Origin of the sequence: Micromonospora sp. MH33, from assembly GCF_003013775.1 — a bacterium.
In the GTDB taxonomy this organism is placed as follows: Bacteria; Actinomycetota; Actinomycetes; order Mycobacteriales; family Micromonosporaceae; genus Micromonospora; species Micromonospora fulviviridis.
Genome location: NZ_MUYZ01000056.1, coordinates 1 through 14,845 on the forward strand (window position 1 = coordinate 1; position 14,845 = coordinate 14,845).

General features: G+C 73.5%; 16 protein-coding genes. 3 read left to right on the forward strand and 13 right to left on the reverse strand.

The window, feature by feature from the left end:
• The coding region (gene recO, locus B0E53_RS11900) for a DNA repair protein RecO (protein WP_107076115.1) at positions 1 to 753 on the reverse strand (753 nt) is incomplete at its 3' end.
• 102 nt (positions 754 to 855) lie between these two features.
• On the opposite strand from recO, the gene B0E53_RS11905 reads away from it, so the two are divergent.
• On the forward strand, positions 856 to 1,635 hold the full coding sequence (locus tag B0E53_RS11905) for a DUF4097 family beta strand repeat-containing protein (RefSeq protein ID WP_107076116.1): 780 nt from the start codon (positions 856 to 858) through the stop codon (positions 1,633 to 1,635).
• Positions 1,636 to 1,647: 12 nt separating this feature from the next.
• Here the strand turns inward: B0E53_RS11905 and B0E53_RS11910 are convergent, their stop codons facing one another.
• The 9 genes from B0E53_RS11910 to B0E53_RS11945 all read right to left on the reverse strand — a co-directional run bounded on the left by B0E53_RS11910 (position 1,648) and on the right by B0E53_RS11945 (position 10,103).
• Complete coding sequence (locus B0E53_RS11910) at positions 1,648 to 2,787, reverse strand: acyltransferase (protein WP_107076117.1); 1,140 nt, start codon at positions 2,785 to 2,787, stop codon at positions 1,648 to 1,650.
• A 192-nt stretch (positions 2,788 to 2,979) separates the two neighbouring features.
• Positions 2,980 to 3,876 carry a GTPase Era gene (gene era, locus B0E53_RS11915; protein WP_107076118.1) on the reverse strand — a complete coding sequence of 299 codons (897 nt, stop codon included), beginning with the start codon at positions 3,874 to 3,876 and terminating at the stop codon, positions 2,980 to 2,982.
• Entirely contained in the window at positions 3,873 to 4,259 is a 387-nt protein-coding gene (locus B0E53_RS11920; RefSeq protein ID WP_107076119.1) for a cytidine deaminase, read from the reverse strand. Before B0E53_RS11920 ends, era begins: the two co-directional genes overlap by 4 nt.
• The gene (locus B0E53_RS11925; RefSeq protein WP_107076120.1) at positions 4,252 to 5,661 is read right to left on the reverse strand and encodes a hemolysin family protein; all 1,410 of its coding nucleotides are present in this window, start codon (positions 5,659 to 5,661) and stop codon (positions 4,252 to 4,254) included. Before B0E53_RS11925 ends, B0E53_RS11920 begins: the two co-directional genes overlap by 8 nt.
• Positions 5,637 to 6,110, reverse strand: a complete 474-nt coding sequence (ybeY, locus tag B0E53_RS11930; protein ID WP_091319271.1) for an rRNA maturation RNase YbeY — start codon at positions 6,108 to 6,110, stop codon at positions 5,637 to 5,639. Before ybeY ends, B0E53_RS11925 begins: the two co-directional genes overlap by 25 nt.
• Positions 6,111 to 6,128: 18 nt before the next feature.
• Positions 6,129 to 7,244, reverse strand: coding sequence for a PhoH family protein (locus B0E53_RS40385; RefSeq protein ID WP_348639656.1), 1,116 nt, complete (start codon positions 7,242 to 7,244; stop codon positions 6,129 to 6,131).
• A complete protein-coding gene (locus tag B0E53_RS39305) occupies positions 7,132 to 8,178 on the reverse strand; it encodes a PhoH family protein (RefSeq protein WP_348639655.1) in 1,047 nt (348 codons plus the stop codon). The genes B0E53_RS40385 and B0E53_RS39305 overlap by 113 nt, the downstream gene beginning before the upstream one ends.
• 176 nt (positions 8,179 to 8,354) lie before the next feature.
• On the reverse strand, positions 8,355 to 9,731 hold the full coding sequence (locus B0E53_RS11940; RefSeq protein WP_107076121.1) for a serine hydrolase domain-containing protein: 1,377 nt from the start codon (positions 9,729 to 9,731) through the stop codon (positions 8,355 to 8,357).
• Positions 9,732 to 9,752: 21 nt separating this feature from the next.
• A complete protein-coding gene (locus B0E53_RS11945) occupies positions 9,753 to 10,103 on the reverse strand; it encodes a histidine triad nucleotide-binding protein (RefSeq protein ID WP_107076122.1) in 351 nt (116 codons plus the stop codon).
• A 47-nt stretch (positions 10,104 to 10,150) separates the two neighbouring features.
• On the opposite strand from B0E53_RS11945, the gene B0E53_RS11950 reads away from it, so the two are divergent.
• Positions 10,151 to 10,912, forward strand: coding sequence for an SDR family oxidoreductase (locus B0E53_RS11950; protein WP_107076123.1), 762 nt, complete (start codon positions 10,151 to 10,153; stop codon positions 10,910 to 10,912).
• A 52-nt stretch (positions 10,913 to 10,964) separates the two neighbouring features.
• Here the strand turns inward: B0E53_RS11950 and B0E53_RS11955 are convergent, their stop codons facing one another.
• The 3 genes from B0E53_RS11955 to hrcA all read right to left on the reverse strand — a co-directional run bounded on the left by B0E53_RS11955 (position 10,965) and on the right by hrcA (position 13,939).
• Positions 10,965 to 11,699 (reverse strand): 16S rRNA (uracil(1498)-N(3))-methyltransferase, encoded by a 735-nt coding sequence (locus tag B0E53_RS11955; protein WP_107076124.1) that lies wholly within the window; start codon positions 11,697 to 11,699, stop codon positions 10,965 to 10,967.
• 1 nt (position 11,700) lies between these two features.
• Positions 11,701 to 12,843 (reverse strand): molecular chaperone DnaJ, encoded by a 1,143-nt coding sequence (gene dnaJ / locus B0E53_RS11960; protein ID WP_210406032.1) that lies wholly within the window; start codon positions 12,841 to 12,843, stop codon positions 11,701 to 11,703.
• A 73-nt stretch (positions 12,844 to 12,916) separates the two neighbouring features.
• Positions 12,917 to 13,939, reverse strand: coding sequence for a heat-inducible transcriptional repressor HrcA (hrcA, locus tag B0E53_RS11965; RefSeq protein ID WP_107076126.1), 1,023 nt, complete (start codon positions 13,937 to 13,939; stop codon positions 12,917 to 12,919).
• A 229-nt stretch (positions 13,940 to 14,168) separates the two neighbouring features.
• On the opposite strand from hrcA, the gene B0E53_RS40110 reads away from it, so the two are divergent.
• Positions 14,169 to 14,831, forward strand: coding sequence for a DUF4870 domain-containing protein (locus B0E53_RS40110; protein ID WP_107076127.1), 663 nt, complete (start codon positions 14,169 to 14,171; stop codon positions 14,829 to 14,831).
• Positions 14,832 to 14,845: the final 14 nt, after the last annotated feature.

Below are 14,845 nucleotides of genomic sequence, written 5' to 3' on the forward strand. Positions count from 1 at the left end.
GACCAGCGGCAGCGAGCGTAGCGCGCGTTCCAGGTGCCACTGGAGGTGCGCCGCGACCAGGCCGCTGCACTCGCGGCGCACACCCGTCTCGGTGGCGTCGGCGTACGCCCAGTCACCGGTGGTCAGCGCGGACATCAGGTCGACGGTGGCCGGGGCGGGGTGGGCGGCGCCGGGGGGCCGGCAGTCCGGGCAGACCGCGCCGCCGGCCGGCACGGAGAAGGCCCGGTGCCGCCCCGGGGTGCCGCAGACCGCGCACGCGGTCAGCGCGGGCGCCCAGCCGGCGAAGGCCATGCCGCGCAGCAGGTAGGCGTCGAGCACCAGGGTGGTGGCGTGGTCGCCGGTGGCCAGCGAGCGCAGCGCGCCGAGGGTGAGCTGGAACAGCCGCAGCGAGGGCTCCCGCTCGATCGGGGTGAGCCGCTCGGCGGTCTCGGCGATCGCGCTGGCCGCCGTGTAGCGGGGGTAGTCGCCGAGGAACCGCTTGCCGTAGAGGTCGATGCCCTCGGCCTGGCTGATGGTGTGCAGCGAGCTGCCGTGGTTGCCCTTGGGGTCGCCGGCGAGCTGGAGGTCGACGTGCCCGAACGGCTCCAGCCGGGCGCCGAACTTGCTGGTGGTGCGCCGTACGCCCCGGGCCACCGCGCGCAGCCGGCCGTGCCGGCGGGTGAGCAGGGTGATGATCCGGTCGGACTCCCCCAGCTTCTGCACGCGCAGCACCACCGCGTCGTCGCGGTAGAGCTGTCGGCGGTATCCGGCCATCGGGCCATTCTCCCTCGGGGTGCGATCTCAGGGTCTCTTCGGGGTGGACCGGCGGTTGAACCCGGATGCGCCGCCCGCGCGGTCGGCCGTAGCGTCCTGGCCATGGCTCTGCACCGGACCGCCGTCGCCGCCGCCGCGGCCGCCACCCTGATCGTCCTCGCCGGGTGCGACACCCTGTCGTTCCGCCGCCTCGACTACGACCAGACGGAGAGCGCGAAGATCACCCGGATCACCGTTCCGGCCGGCGGAGCGGGCGACGTGACGATCCGGGCCACCGGTTCCGCCGACCAGGTGCGGATCAAGCGGATCGTCCGCTACCAGGGCGGGGAGCCGGACACCCGGTACGAGATCAAGGGCGACGAACTGGTGCTGCCGAGCGACTGCGGCCCCCGGTGCACGGTCTCCTGGGAGGTGACCGCCCCGGAAGGTGTGACGGTGCGCGGTGAGGCCAGCTCCGGGAACGTGACGCTGCACCGGGTCGGCCCGGTGGACTTCACCCTGAACTCCGGCGACATCAACGTGACCGAGGCCCGTGGCGAGGTCCGCGCCACCACCACCTCGGGGAACATCGAGGTGGTCGACGCGACCGGACCGGTCCGGCTGCGCGCCTCCTCCGGCGACATCAGTGCCCGCCGGCTCGCCGCCGGCGTGGACGCCGAGGCCACCTCGGGCAACCTCGTCGTCGAGCTGGACCAGCCGGCCGCCGTCCGGTTGCACGCGACCAGCGGCGACGTCGACCTGACCGTGCCCGGGGGCCGGTACCGGGTGCGGGCGGACGCGAAGTCCGGCGACACGGATCTCGCCGTGCCGAACGACCCGGGCGCGTCCCTGCTGCTCGACGTCTCCGCCACCAGCGGCAACGTGACGGTCCACCAGCGCTGAGGCGGCCGCCGGTCAGCGCGGGGTGAGGTCGGACCGTTCGGCCGCGCGGCGCGGGGCCGGCACCCGGGCGCCGGCCGCGGCGAGTTCGGTCTCCGCGCCGGCCGGCGCCGGGCTGGCCGGTGCGGCCGCCGCCCGCTCGGCCACGGTCCGCCCTGGCCCTCCGGGCACCAGTTCCGGGGTACGCCGGGCGGCCAGGTCCTCGACCCAGCCGACCAGCAGGGTGACCACGCCGACCAGCGCGAACACCAGCGCCACCCGGATCGCCAGCCCGAGCGGGTCCTGGTCCGACCAGCCGACCACGTCCACCAGCGGGGTGAGCGCCGCCACGAACGGCATGTGCCAGAGGTAGACGGTCAGCGCGCGCCGGTTCAGCACGGTGACCACCCGGCCCAGCGCCGGGCTGCGGTCCACCCAGGGCGCCGCGGCCGGCGCCCGGCCGATCGCCACCAGGATGAACGCCGCGGACCAGAGCGCGTTGCCCAGGTGAATGTCGTTCAGGTCGTACCCGCGCGGGCCGGGGTGGGTGAGGATCCAGCCCAGCCCGGCCGCGCCGAGGGCGACCGCGAGCGGGACGAGCACCCGGTTGGCGGTGCGGTGCAGCAGGCCGTCGTGGTGGGCGAAGCCGAGCAGCCAGGCGCCGAAGTACAGGCCGAACTCGCGCAGCACGGTCGGCGGGTTCTCCAGCACGCCGAACTCGATCGCCGCGAGCAGCGCGTACGGGGCCAGCAGGCTGGGCAGCGGGGCCCGGCGGAACAGCCAGAGGGCCACCGGCGAGGCCAGCACGAACCAGAGGTAGTCCCGCAGGTACCAGATCGGGCTCAGCGCGATGGCGCCCCAGTAGTTGGCCGGCGGGTCGCTGACCGGGAAGAGCCAGATCAGCACCTTCGGGGTGAGCGGCAGCCCGGTGAGCAGCATGGCCGGCACGAAGACCGCCGCGAGCACCCAGAGCGACGGCAGCAGCCGGCGCAGCCGCCGCGCCACGGCCGGTACGCCGGTCCGGTCCAGCGACGCGGCCATCAGCGAGCCGGCGAGCGCGAACATCACCGACATCGCCGGGAAGATCAGGGTCAGCGTCGCCCATCCGGTGACGTGGTAGACGACGACTCGAACGATGGCCAGGAAGCGGAGCAGGTCGAGGTATCGGTTTCGCATCAGCTCGCGGGGGCGTCGGGGGCGGGGGAAGCAACGCCTCCCTACCCTCCGACCCGGCCGGACGAAACGGTGCGCGGGCCCGGGTCAAAAGTGAAACATCCCATAAAGCCGGCCGATCCGGACCAGCCCGGCATCCGCCGGACACGCGGACCGCCGGCCCCGGGATCCGGGACCGGCGGTCGACGTACGGGGTCAGAAGCCGAGCTTGCGCAGCTGCTTCGGGTCGCGCTGCCAGTCCTTGGCGACCCGGACGTGCAGGTCCAGGTAGACCCGGGTGCCGAGCAGCTCCTCGATCTGGCGGCGGGCGGTGGTGCCGACGTGCTTGAGCCGGCTGCCCCGGTGACCGATCACGATCGCCTTCTGGCTCGGTCGCTCCACGTACAGGTCCGCGTAGATCTTGGTGACGTTGCCCTCGGGGATCATCTCCTCGACCACCACGGCGATGGAGTGCGGCAGCTCGTCCCGGACCCCCTCCAGAGCGGCCTCGCGGACCAGCTCGGCGACGAGCACCTGCTCCGGGTCGTCGGTGAGCATGTCGTCGGGGTAGAGCTGCGGCGACTCCGGCAGGTAGCCGGTCATCACGTCGACCAGGGTGTCCACCTGGTGCCCGGAGACCGCGCTCACCGGCACCACGTCGGCGAACTCGCCCAGCTCGCTCACCGCGAGCAGCTGCTCGGCCAGCCGCTTCTTGTCCACCAGGTCGGTCTTGGTGACCACGGCCAGCACGGTGGCCCGCAGGCTGGCCAGCTCACCGGTGATGAAGCGGTCGCCCCGCCCGATCGGCTCGTTCGCCGGGATGCAGAGGCCGATCACGTCGACCTCGCTCCAGGTCTCCCGGACCAGGTCGTTGAGCCGCTCGCCGAGCAGCGTGCGGGGGCGGTGCAGGCCCGGGGTGTCGACCAGCACGAGCTGCGAGTCCGGCCGGTGCAGCACCGCCCGGATGATGTGCCGGGTGGTCTGGGGCTTGTTCGAGGTGATTGCGATCTTGGTGCCGACGATCGCGTTGGTCAGCGTCGACTTGCCGGCGTTGGGCCGCCCGACGAAGCAGGCGAAGCCCGCCCGGTAGGGACGCTGCTCGGCGTCGCTCACTCGACCACCGTGCCGAGGACGGTGCCGTTCGGCGCGGCCACGTGGATCGGCGCGTCGGCGGAGAGGTCGCGGACCGCGGCGTGCCCCGCGCCGTCCAGCGTCGAGGCCTCGGTCACCACCACGGCGGCCTCCAGCCGGCTCGCGCCGGCCGCCACCGCCGAAGCGACCGCGAGCTGGAGCGCGGTAAGGGTCAGCGACGGCAGCGCCACGCTGGCCGCCGCGTACGTCCGGCCGTCCTGGTCGCGGACCGCCGCGCCCTCCACGGCACCCACCCGGCCCCGCGCCCCCCGGGCCAGGACGACCAGCTTGCCGTCCTCGGCGCTCAGCTCGGCCGGGTCGGACGGGGTGGGCCGGGCGGCCGGCACGGCGGGTGACTCAGGCATCGGCGGGTTGCCTCTCCTCGGAACGGTTGTGGTTGCCACGGGGATCGGACTGCTCGCCGCGCCCCGCGCTGTCCGGCGCGTCGCCCGGCTCGACCCGGCTGACCAGCACGGTGTCTATCCGGTTGCGCCGCCCGGTGGTGCCCTCGGCGATCAGCCGGAGCCCGGCCACCTCGGCCGCGGCACCCGGGATCGGCACCCGGCCGAGCGCCTGGGCGAGCAGGCCACCGACCGTCTCCACCTCGTCGGTGGGCAGTTCGGTGTCGAACAGCTCGCCCAGATTCTCCACCGGCAGCCGGGCGGTCACCCGCACGGCCCCGTCCGCCAGGCGCTCGACCGGCGGGCGTTCGACATCGTACTCGTCGGTGATCTCGCCGACGATCTCCTCCAGGATGTCCTCGATGGTGACGAGGCCGCCGGTGCCGCCGTACTCGTCGACGACGATGACCAGGTGGTTGCGGGCCGCCTGCATCTCGGAGAGCAGGTCGTCGACAGGCTTGGACTCGGGCACGAAGGTCGCCGGGCGCATCAGCTCGGCCACCGGCATCTGCCGGGCCTCCGGGCTGCCCTGGATCCGCCGGATCAGGTCCTTCAGGTAGAGCACGCCCAGCACGTCGTCGACGTTCTCGCCGATCACCGGGATCCGGGAGAAGCCGGAGCGCAGGAAGAGCGCCAGCGCCTGCGCGAGCGTCTTGCTGTCCTCTATCCACACCATCTCGGTGCGGGGCACCATCACCTCGCGGGCGATGGTGTCGCCGAGCGCGAAGACCGAGTGGATCATCTGCCGCTCGCCGTGCTCGACCACGCCGCGCTGCTCGGCCAGGTCGACCAGCTCACGCAGCTCGACCTGGGTGGCGAACGGCCCCTCCCGGAAGCCGCGCCCCGGGGTGACCGCGTTGCCGATCAGGATCAGCAGCGAGGCCAGCGGGTTGAGCGCCCGGCCCAGCCAGCGCACCAGCGGCGCGACCGCGCGGCCGACCGCGTAGGCGTGCTGCCGGCCCAGGGTGCGCGGCGCGACGCCGACCACCACGAAGCTGACCACGGTCATCGCCCCGGCGGTGACCAGGGCGGCCCGCCAGCCCGCGCCGAAGGTGTCCACGGCCACCAGCGCGACCAGCGTGGTGGCGGTCAGCTCGGCCAGCAGCCGGAGCAGGAGCAACAGGTTGAGGTGGCGGACCACGTCGCCGGCGACCGCCTGGAGGGTACGCGCGCCGCGCGCGCCGTCCCGGGCCAGCTCGGCGGCCCGGGCCGGGGAGACGGCGGCCAGCGCGGCCTCGGTCATCGCGATCAGGCCGGCGAGCACCACCAGCCCCGCCGCGACGGCGAGGAGAGGGAGATCGGGCAGGCCGGCGGGCGCGCCGCCGGCCGCCAGGATGGCTGTCACTGCGATCGGGTCGACCGCCAGCTGGCCAGCAGTCGGGCCTGGAGACCGAACATCTCCCGCTCCTCCTCCGGCTCGGCGTGGTCGTAGCCGAGCAGGTGCAGCACGCCGTGCACGGTCAGCAGGTGCAGCTCGTCGGCGGCGGAGTGCCCGGCGGTGGCGGCCTGCTTGCCGGCCACCTCCGGGCAGAGCACGATGTCGCCGAGCAGGGCCGGTTCACCGCCGGCCGGGGCGCTCTCCCCCGGGCCGTGGTCGACGCTGCCCTCGTCCATGGGGAAGGCGAGCACGTCGGTCGGGCCGTCGCCACCCATCCAGCGGTGGTTCAGCTCCGACATGTATTCGATGTCGACCAGCAGCACGGAGAGCTCGGCGAGGGGGTTGACCCCCATCTCGTCGAGGGCGTGCCGGGCGACGGCGAGCACGGCGTCGGTGTCGACGTCGACACCGGACTCGTTGGCGATCTCGATGGACAACTGTCTTCCTCTGGTGGGTTAGCGGCGCCGGCCGGCCCGGCCGCCCTGGGCGGTCCGCCCGGGCACGGCGTGCACGCTCTGCGCCTGCTGGTTCTCCCGCTCGGCGTCCCAGCGGGCGTACGCGTCGACGATGTCGCCCACCAGCTTGTGACGGACCACGTCGGAGCTGGAGAGCTGGGCGAAGTGCACGTCCTCGACGTCACTCAGGATCTCCCGGACCACCCGCAGGCCGCTGGTCGTCCCGCCGGGAAGGTCCACCTGGGTGACGTCACCGGTGACCACGATCTTGGAACCGAACCCGAGCCGGGTGAGGAACATCTTCATCTGCTCGGGAGTGGTGTTCTGCGCCTCGTCGAGGATGATGAACGCGTCGTTCAGGGTGTTGTGGGTGAGCAGGAAGTCGTCGGTGACGTAGAGCGAGTCCTCCGCCGCGACCTGGATGCACATCGTCTCCTTCACCCCGGCCGGGATGATCGAGTCGATGAACCGCATCGGCCGGCCACCGCCGTGCTCGTCGTACAGCCGACGCTTGCGCGACAGCCGGAACGGCGCGATGCCGGCGGGAAGCCGGATCTCCACCACGTAGGCGTCAGCACGGTACGGAACCGGACGCCCCTCCGCCAGGCCGGGCTTGCGTCCCTCGGCCTCCCGGACGCGACACGTCGCGACCCCGCCGAGCGACTCGACGAGGTGGACGACGTCGTCCCGCAGCCGGGCGGACGTGGTCGTGTACTGCACGCGGCAACTGCGCCCCGCCTGAAGGACCGGTCCACCGTCGGTGTCCAGCAGCCCCTGGAGGACGGCCAACCGAACACCGACGCTGTTGTTCTTGTACACGTCGGGTACGAACTTCGTCCCCGACGTAGCACCCGCCAGCCCCAGCTCGCGGATGGCTAGCGTCACCGGGTTCGCCACGATCACCCCGCCGCGATGACCGTTGACGTGCCGAAGGACGTAGTCGTAGTCGCCCTTGCGGACCAGCTCGATGTCGACGAGCGCCTCCTCGAGCGCGACCGCGAGCTCAGGGTCCGCGGTGCTGAAGGCGGGCGTCGTTCGGCAGGAGATCGCACCGTCGCCGAGGAGCAGCCCGAGGGCGTACGGGTCGAGCGGAACGGCCCGCGGCTCCATCTGCACGGGCGCCACGAGCGGAAGCTCGTAGCGGCGGGGCGACAGTCCACAGGTGCTCGCCGCAGCAGAGCGTGGACGCCCCGTCCTGCGTGGTGACCCGATACACCTGTTTGGGACCCTGCGGGTAGATGCCGATCACCGGTGTCGGCGTCCCGCCCGAGCCGATGACCAGATCGCCGACCTGGAGCGACCCGAACGGCTTGAAGCCCTCCGGGGTCAGGACCCGGGCGTCATAGGGCTGTGCCCGGCCCCGCATGTACGCCAGCGGCGCCACCTCGATCGTGCCGGCGGCCATCAGCTTCGGGATGGACTCCGGGTCGAGCATGTCGTGCAGCGCGTCGTAGAGCGGGCGCAGGTAGGGGTCGATCTTCTCGTTCAGGGTGCCGGGCAGGAAGCCCAGCCGCTCCCCCGCCTCGACCGCCGGCCGGGTCAGGATGATCCGGTTGACCTGCTTGGCCTGGAGCGCCTGGACGGCCTTCGCCATGGCCAGGTAGGTCTTGCCCGTGCCCGCCGGGCCGATGCCGAAGACGATGGTGTGCGCGTCGATGGCGTCGACGTAGCGCTTCTGCCCCAGGGTCTTGGGACGGATGGTGCGACCGCGCCGGGAGAGGATGTTGAGCGTCAGGACCTCGGCGGGCCGCTCGGCGCCGCCCTGCTCGAGCATGCCGACGGTACGCCGGACGGCATCAGTGGTCAGGGTCTCGCCTTTCTCGATCAGTTCGAGCAGCTCGCTGAAGAGACGCTCGGCGAGGGCGTTGTCGGCGGGCGCGCCGGTGATGGTGATCTCGTTGCCCCGCACGTGGACGTCACTGTTGACCGAGCGTTCGACGAGCCGCAGGATCTCGTCGCCCGCGCCGAGCAGGTTCACCATGATCTTCTGGTCGGGGACCGTGATCCTGGTCTGCACCCGGGGCGGGCCGGGAGGTGGGGTGCCGGTCATAGGTCGGGCCGTCGGGCCCTACGCCACCTGCTCTCGAACTCGGCGCCGGGCCCTGCTGGCGCGGCGGTCGTGACTCCCATCGTATCGGGTCAACACCCGCGGCACCGTGCCCATTTCCGTCGGGCGCAGCCCGGCGGAACAGAGCTGCCGCCGCCGGGCGCAGCCCGCTTGGAAGATCAACTGCCGGCGCGGAAGTCGTACCCCTCGAAGGTCTCCTGGTGCCGGGTGAAACGGTAGGTGGCCCAGTGCATCCGGACCACGGCCCCGCGCTCGTCCCGGGTCAGCCGGAGCAGCTCGCCCACCTCCCGGCCGGAGACCGTGCGGAACACGTCCGGCCGGTCCGGCAGCGGCGCGAACACCGCGGGCGGCTTGCCGGCCGGCTCGTCCGCGGCCCGGGCCCGCAGCGCCCCGTCGTGCCAGGAGAAGACGTACTCGAAGCCCTCGCCCCACCAGCGGCCCAGCAGGCCACGCAGGTGCTCCGGGGCGGGCGCGCCCGGCCGCCACGGCTCGATGTCGGCCGGGTCGTGCTCGGCGGCGGCGGCCAGCAGCGCGTGCGGCAGCTCGAAGACCGGCACGCCGGTGCCCGAGGAGCCGAGCACCGCGCAGCCCATCGCGCCGGCGGTGCCGTCGCCACCGCGCCTTCCGTAGACGGCGGCCAGGAAACCGGGCATGGCCCCGTCGTGCCCCACGTGCATCACCCGCCCCGGCTGCGGCACCAGGATCAGCCCGAGGCCGAAGCCGCCGGCCCAGAGCGTCTCGTCGGTGGTGGTCAGCGGCCAGCGCATCTCGTCGAGGGTGGCCGGCGCGAGCACCGCGCCGGCCGGGTCCAGCGCGCCCGGGTCGGCCAGGAAGGCCGCCCAGCGCGCCATGTCCGGCGCGGTGCTCCAGAGCTGCGCGGCCGGGGCCACCGCGCCGAAGTCCGTGTTCGGCTCCGGCCGGGCCTCGTCGGAGTACGCGTCGACCAGGAACCCGGTCGCCGCCCGCTCGCCCGGCGTCGGACCGGTGGCGGTCAGCCCGAGCGGGGCGAGCACCCGCTCGGCCAGCACCTCGGCCCAGGTGCCGCCGCGCAGCCGGGCGACCAGCTCGCCGAGCAGGGCCATGCCGAGGTTCGAGTAGTGGTAGCGCCGCCCGGTGGGCAGCACCCGCTCCACCCGGGCCAGGTCGGCGAGGAGTTCGGTGACGTCGGGCGCGCGCAGACTGTCCCACACGTCGCCGTGCGGCTCGCGCTGCAGGCCCGCGGTGTGCGACAGCAGCCGGCGTACGGTCAGCTCGCCGTGCGCCGGCAGGTCGAGGTGCCGCCCGATCGGGTCGTCCAGGTCGAGCAGCCCCTCGTCCCGGCACTGCATGACCAGCACGCCGGTGAAGGTCTTGGTGACCGAGCCGATCCGGAAGACCGTCTCCGGCCCGAGCGGGGTGTCGTTGCCGGTCCCGCCGACCGCGCAGGTCCAGAGCGGCCGGTCGGCCCGGTGCAGGGCGACCGAGACGGCCGGGATCCGCCCGTGGGCCTGCGCCTGCCGCACCAGCCGGCCGAGCCGGTCATGCACCGTGATCATGAGGGCAGTCTAGGCAGCCGCTCAGCGGCAGAGCATCGGGCCGAGCGGCGCGCCGCCGAGCAGGTGCGCGTGCACGTGGAAGACCTCCTGGCCGCCGTACGGGCCGGTGTTGAACATCAGCCGGAAGCCGTCCACGGTCAGCCCCTCCTCCTCGGCCACCACGGCGGCGGTGCCCAGCAGGTCACCGGCCAGCCCCGGGTCGCCCTCGGCCAGGGTGACCACGTCCGCGTAGTGCTCCTTCGGGATCACCAGCACGTGCGTGGGGGCCTTCGGGTCGATGTCCCGGAAGGCCAGGGTGGTGGCGGTCTCGCGGACGATGGTGGCCGGGATCTCCCCGGCGACGATCCGGCAGAACAGGCAGTCGGTTCCCATCGGGGCATGGTAAGTCGTCCCGTACCGGCTCAGGCATGATGTGCCGCGTGACTTCTCGGGCGGTACTGGTGACGGGGGCCTCGCGCGGCATCGGGCGTGCGGTGGCGAGGGCATTCGCGACGGGCGGGGACCGGGTGGCGATACACCACCGGGACTCCGCGGAGCTGGCCGAGGCGCTGCGGGCGGAGCTTCCCGGCGAGGGGCACGTGGTGGTCCGCGCCGACCTGGCCGACCCGGAGGCGGTCCGGGCCATGGTGGACGAGGCGGCGCAGCGCCTGGGCGGCCTCGACGTCCTGGTCAACAACGCCGGGGTGTTCGGGCCGGCCGACCCGCCGCACCCGGTCTTCGAGAGCAGCTACGAGCAGTGGCGGCAGCGCTGGCGCGAGGTGCTGGACACCAACCTGTTCGGCGCGGCGAACGCCGCCTGGTGCGCCGCCCAGCACATGCGCGAGCGGGGCGGCCGGATCATCAACGTCTCCTCCCGGGGCGCGTTCCGGGGCGAGCCCGCGAACCCGGCGTACGGGGCCAGCAAGGCGGGGATGAACGCGATGGCGCAGTCCCTCGCGGTGGCCCTGGCGCCCTACGGCATCGGGGTGGCGAGCGTGGCTCCCGGCTTCGTCGAGACCGACATGACCAACGAGCACCTGAAGAGCCCCCGCGGCGACGCCATCCGCGCCCAGTCCCCGTTCCACCGGGTGGCCCGCCCCGAGGAGATCGCCGCCGCCGTGCACTGGCTGGCCGATCCCGAGGCCGAATGGGCCTCCGGCACCATCATCGACCTCAACGGCGCCTCCTACCTGCGCAGCTGACCGCCGCTCGACGGGAACCGCCGGCACACGCGGTGGCGGAGGACCGGCCGGTTCACCAGCGACGCAGGCGGGCGGACAACACGCTGAGCGCGGCCACCCCGGCCGTCGACGTGCGCAGCACCGCGGGGCCGAGCCGCACGGTACGGGCGCCGGCCTCGGTGAAGGCGGCCAACTCGGTGGGGGCGATGCCGCCCTCGGGGCCGACCACCAGGACGATCTCGCCGGCGTCGGGCAGCTCGACGGTGGTCAGCCGGTCGTCGGCCTCCTCGTGCAGCACGAACGCGGCGGCCGCGCCGGCGATCCGCCGGGCCACCGTGCTGGTGGACTCGTCGGGCGCGCCGGCCACCACCGGCAGCCACGGGCGCCGGGCCTGCTTGGCCGCCTCCCGGGCGGTGGCCGCCCACTTCTCCCGGGCCCGTACGCCCCGGTCCCCGCGCCACTGGGTCACCGACCGGGACGCCGCCCAGGGCACGATCTCGTCCACCCCGACCTCGGTCATCGCCTGCACGGCCAGTTCGCCCCGGTCGCCCTTGGCGATGCCCTGCACCACGACGAGCCGGGGGACGGACGCGTCGACGTACCCCCGGGAGGTGACCCGGAGGTCGAGGGTGCCCCGGCCGACGGCGCTGACCACGGCGGCGGCCGTGCCGCCCCGCCCGTCGGCGAGCAGCAGTTCCTCGCCGACGCGCAGCCGCTGCACGGTGGCCGCGTGGTGCCCCTCCGGGCCGTCCAGCGTCAGCGCGTCACCGGTGGGCAGCGCCTCGACCAGGAACAGCGGCGCCGACACCTCAGGCGTGCCCGTTGAAGGCGTCGCGCATCCGGGAGAAGAAGCCGCCCTGCTTGGTCAGCTCGGCGACCTCCTCGCCGCGGGTCTTGGCGAAGTCGCGCAGCATCCGCTCCTGGTCGGCGTCGAGCTTGGTCGGGGTCCGCACGTCGAGGTGGACGTAGAGGTCGCCCCGGCCGGTGCCGCGCAGGTGCGGTACGCCCCGGGCGCGCAGCCGCAGCGTGCTGCCCGGCTGGGTGCCCGCCTTGACGTCGACCGTCTCCTCGCTGTCGAGCGTCTTGATGGTCAGCCGGGTGCCGAGCGCGGCCGCGGTCATCGGCACGGTGACCCGGCAGTGCAGGTCGTCGCCCTTGCGGGAGTAGACGTCGTGCGGCCGCTCGTGGATCTCCACGTAGAGGTCGCCGGCGGTGCCGCCGCCCGGGCCCACCTCGCCCTGCTGGGCCAGCCGGATCCGCATGCCATCCTCGACGCCCGCCGGGATCTTGACGGTGAGCGAGCGGCGGGTGCGTACCCGGCCGTCGCCCGCGCAGGTCGGGCAGGGGTGCGGGATGGTGGTGCCGTAGCCCTGGCACACCGTGCACGGCCGGGCGGAGACCACCTGGCCGAGGAAGGTCCGCTGCACCGACTGCACCTCGCCCCGGCCGCCGCACGCCTCGCAGGTGGCCAGGTGGGTGCCCGCCGCGGTGCCCGCGCCGGAGCAGGTGGTGCAGAGCACCGCGGTGTCCACGGTGATCGGCGCCTCGACGCCGAACGCCGTCTCGTTCAGGTCCAGTTCCAGCCGCAGGATGGCGTCGGCGCCCGGCCGGGTACGCGGCCGCGGGCCCCGGCTGCCGCCCGCCGCCCCGCCGAAGAAGGCGTCCATGATGTCCTGGAAGCCGACGAACGGGCCGGCGCCGCCCGGACCACCCGGACCCGCGCCTCCGCCGCCCGGGGCGAGCGGGTCGCCGCCCAGGTCAACGATCTGCCGTTTCCGATCGTCCGAGAGGACCTCGTACGCGGCGTTGATGTCCTTGAACTTCTCCTGTGCCTCCGGGTCCGGATTGACGTCCGGGTGGAACTGCCGCGCCAGCTTGCGGTAGGCGCGCTTGATCTCGTCGTCGGAGGCGTCCCGGCCCACGCCGAGAATGCCGTAGTAGTCCCTGGCCACTGCGTTTGGTGTCCTCATGTTCGTCTCGCGTTGCGCCGGTCGTCGGCCGGAGCCGGCCGTCGGTCCTGACTGGTCAGTTCTGGGCCAGCAGTTCGCCCACGTAGCGTGCCACGGCCCTCACCGTGGCGATGGTGCCGGGGTAGTCCATCCGGGTCGGGCCGAGCACGCCGAGACCACCCACGATGGTGCTGCCCGGGCCGTACCCGGTGCTGACCACCGAGGCGGCGCGCAGGTTGTCGACCTCGTTCTCGTCGCCGATGAGCACCCGGGTGGTGCTCGGCTCAGTCTCGCCGATCAGCTTGAGCAGCACGACCTCCTCCTCGAGCGCCTCGAGGATCGGCCGCAGCGAACCCTGGAAGTCGAGCAGGCCGCCCCGGGTCAGGTTGGCCGTGCCAGCCAGCGCGATGCGCTCCTCGTGCCGTTCGACGAGGGTCTCCAGCAGCACGGTGGAGAGCGTGGCCATGGCCGGGCGCAGCTGCGGGGTCGACTCGTCGACCAGGGCCTGCACCAGCGGCGGGGTGTCGGAGAGCCGACTGCCGACGAGCTTTTCGTTGACCACGCGCCGCAGGTGGGTGACGTCCTCGGCCGGGATCGGGCCGGGCATCTCGACCAGCCGCTGCTCGACCCGGCCGGTGTCGGCGATCATGACGACCATCAGCCGGGTGGTGGAGATCGGCACCAGCTCCAGGTGGCGCACCTTGGATCGGGCCAGGCTCGGGTACTGCACCACGGCGACCTGCCGGGTGAGCTGGGCCAGCAGGCGGACCGTCCGGTGCACCACGTCGTCGAGGTCGACCGCGCCGACCAGGAAGCGCTCGATCGCCCGGCGCTCGGCCGGGCTGAGCGGCTTGACCCGGGAGAGCCGGTCGACGAAGAGCCGGTAGCCGCGGTCGGTGGGCACCCGGCCGGCGCTCGTGTGCGGCTGCCGGATGTAGCCCTCCTCCTCCAGCACCGCCATGTCGTTGCGGACGGTCGCCGGGGAGACGCCCAGCTGGTGGCGCTCGACCAGGGCCTTGCTGCCGACCGGCTCCTGCGTGGCGACGTAGTCCTCGACGATCGCGCGCAGCACGGCGAGCTTGCGGTCGTCGAGACCCATCTCCCCACCTCCTGACGCACCTCGTCCGCCCCGGCGCGGCGTCCGCCGGGCGTCTGGCACTCGACTGTAGCGAGTGCCAGTCTACGTCGGCGTGCCCGCCGACGCGATGATCAGCGACGCACCTCCGGTGCGGCCCGCCGCACATCCGGCCCGCCAGGGCCGAACAGCCGGACATCCCGGGCGATGTCGCTCTGGTGCGCCCTTGCCTCCGGGACCTACCGTGACGACCATGACTGAACCTCCTCGCCCTCCCGGAGCGGGGGACTCCGGCGCCCCGCCGCCGGAGCCGACCCCGCCGTCGGCACCGTACGGCTCGTCGTCGGCGGACGAGCCCCCCACCGCACCACTGTCCGGGGCACCGGCCGGGGGCGGCTATCCCCCGCCCGGCTATCCGCCGCCTCCCGGCGGCCAGCCGCCGTCGGGCGGTTACCCACCCCCGGGCGGCTACCCGCCGCCTGGTGGCTACCCCCCGCCGGGCGGCTACGGCGCGCCGGGCGCCGGCTATCCGGGCGGTGGCGCGTACGGGCCGCCCGCCGGCTACGCCAACAACGACGACAGGACCTGGGCCCTCATCGCGCACTTCGGCGGCCCGGTGGGCGTCGTGGTCGGCGGCAGCCTGCTCGGCTGGGTGGCGCCGCTCATCGCCTTCTCGGTCAAGGGCCAGCAGTCCCCCACCGTGCGCGCGCACGCGCTCGCCGCGCTGAACTTCCAGATCACCTGGGTCATCGCGACCCTGATCAGCTTCGTGCTGGCCGTGGTCACCTGTGGCCTGCTCTTCTTCATCCCGATCATCGTCGCCCTGATCCCGATCATCTTCGGCATCATCGGCGGCGTGAAGGCCACCGAGGGCGTCCTCTACCGCTACCCGATGACCTACGCCTTCGTGAAGTGACCGACCCGGCCGGC

Coding starts and splice junctions, on each gene's coding strand:
- B0E53_RS11920 (WP_107076119.1), bottom strand. CDS start 4,259: ATGCCTGAGTCACCCGCCGTGCCGGCCGCCCGGCCCACCCCGTCCGAC.
- B0E53_RS11945 (WP_107076122.1), bottom strand. CDS start 10,103: ATGGGAACCGACTGCCTGTTCTGCCGGATCGTCGCCGGGGAGATCCCG.
- B0E53_RS40110 (WP_107076127.1), top strand. CDS start 14,169: ATGACTGAACCTCCTCGCCCTCCCGGAGCGGGGGACTCCGGCGCCCCG.
- B0E53_RS11910 (WP_107076117.1), bottom strand. CDS start 2,787: ATGCGAAACCGATACCTCGACCTGCTCCGCTTCCTGGCCATCGTTCGA.
- hrcA (WP_107076126.1), bottom strand. CDS start 13,939: ATGGGTCTCGACGACCGCAAGCTCGCCGTGCTGCGCGCGATCGTCGAG.
- B0E53_RS39305 (WP_348639655.1), bottom strand. CDS start 8,178: ATGACCGGCACCCCACCTCCCGGCCCGCCCCGGGTGCAGACCAGGATC.
- B0E53_RS11905 (WP_107076116.1), top strand. CDS start 856: ATGGCTCTGCACCGGACCGCCGTCGCCGCCGCCGCGGCCGCCACCCTG.
- B0E53_RS11940 (WP_107076121.1), bottom strand. CDS start 9,731: ATGATCACGGTGCATGACCGGCTCGGCCGGCTGGTGCGGCAGGCGCAG.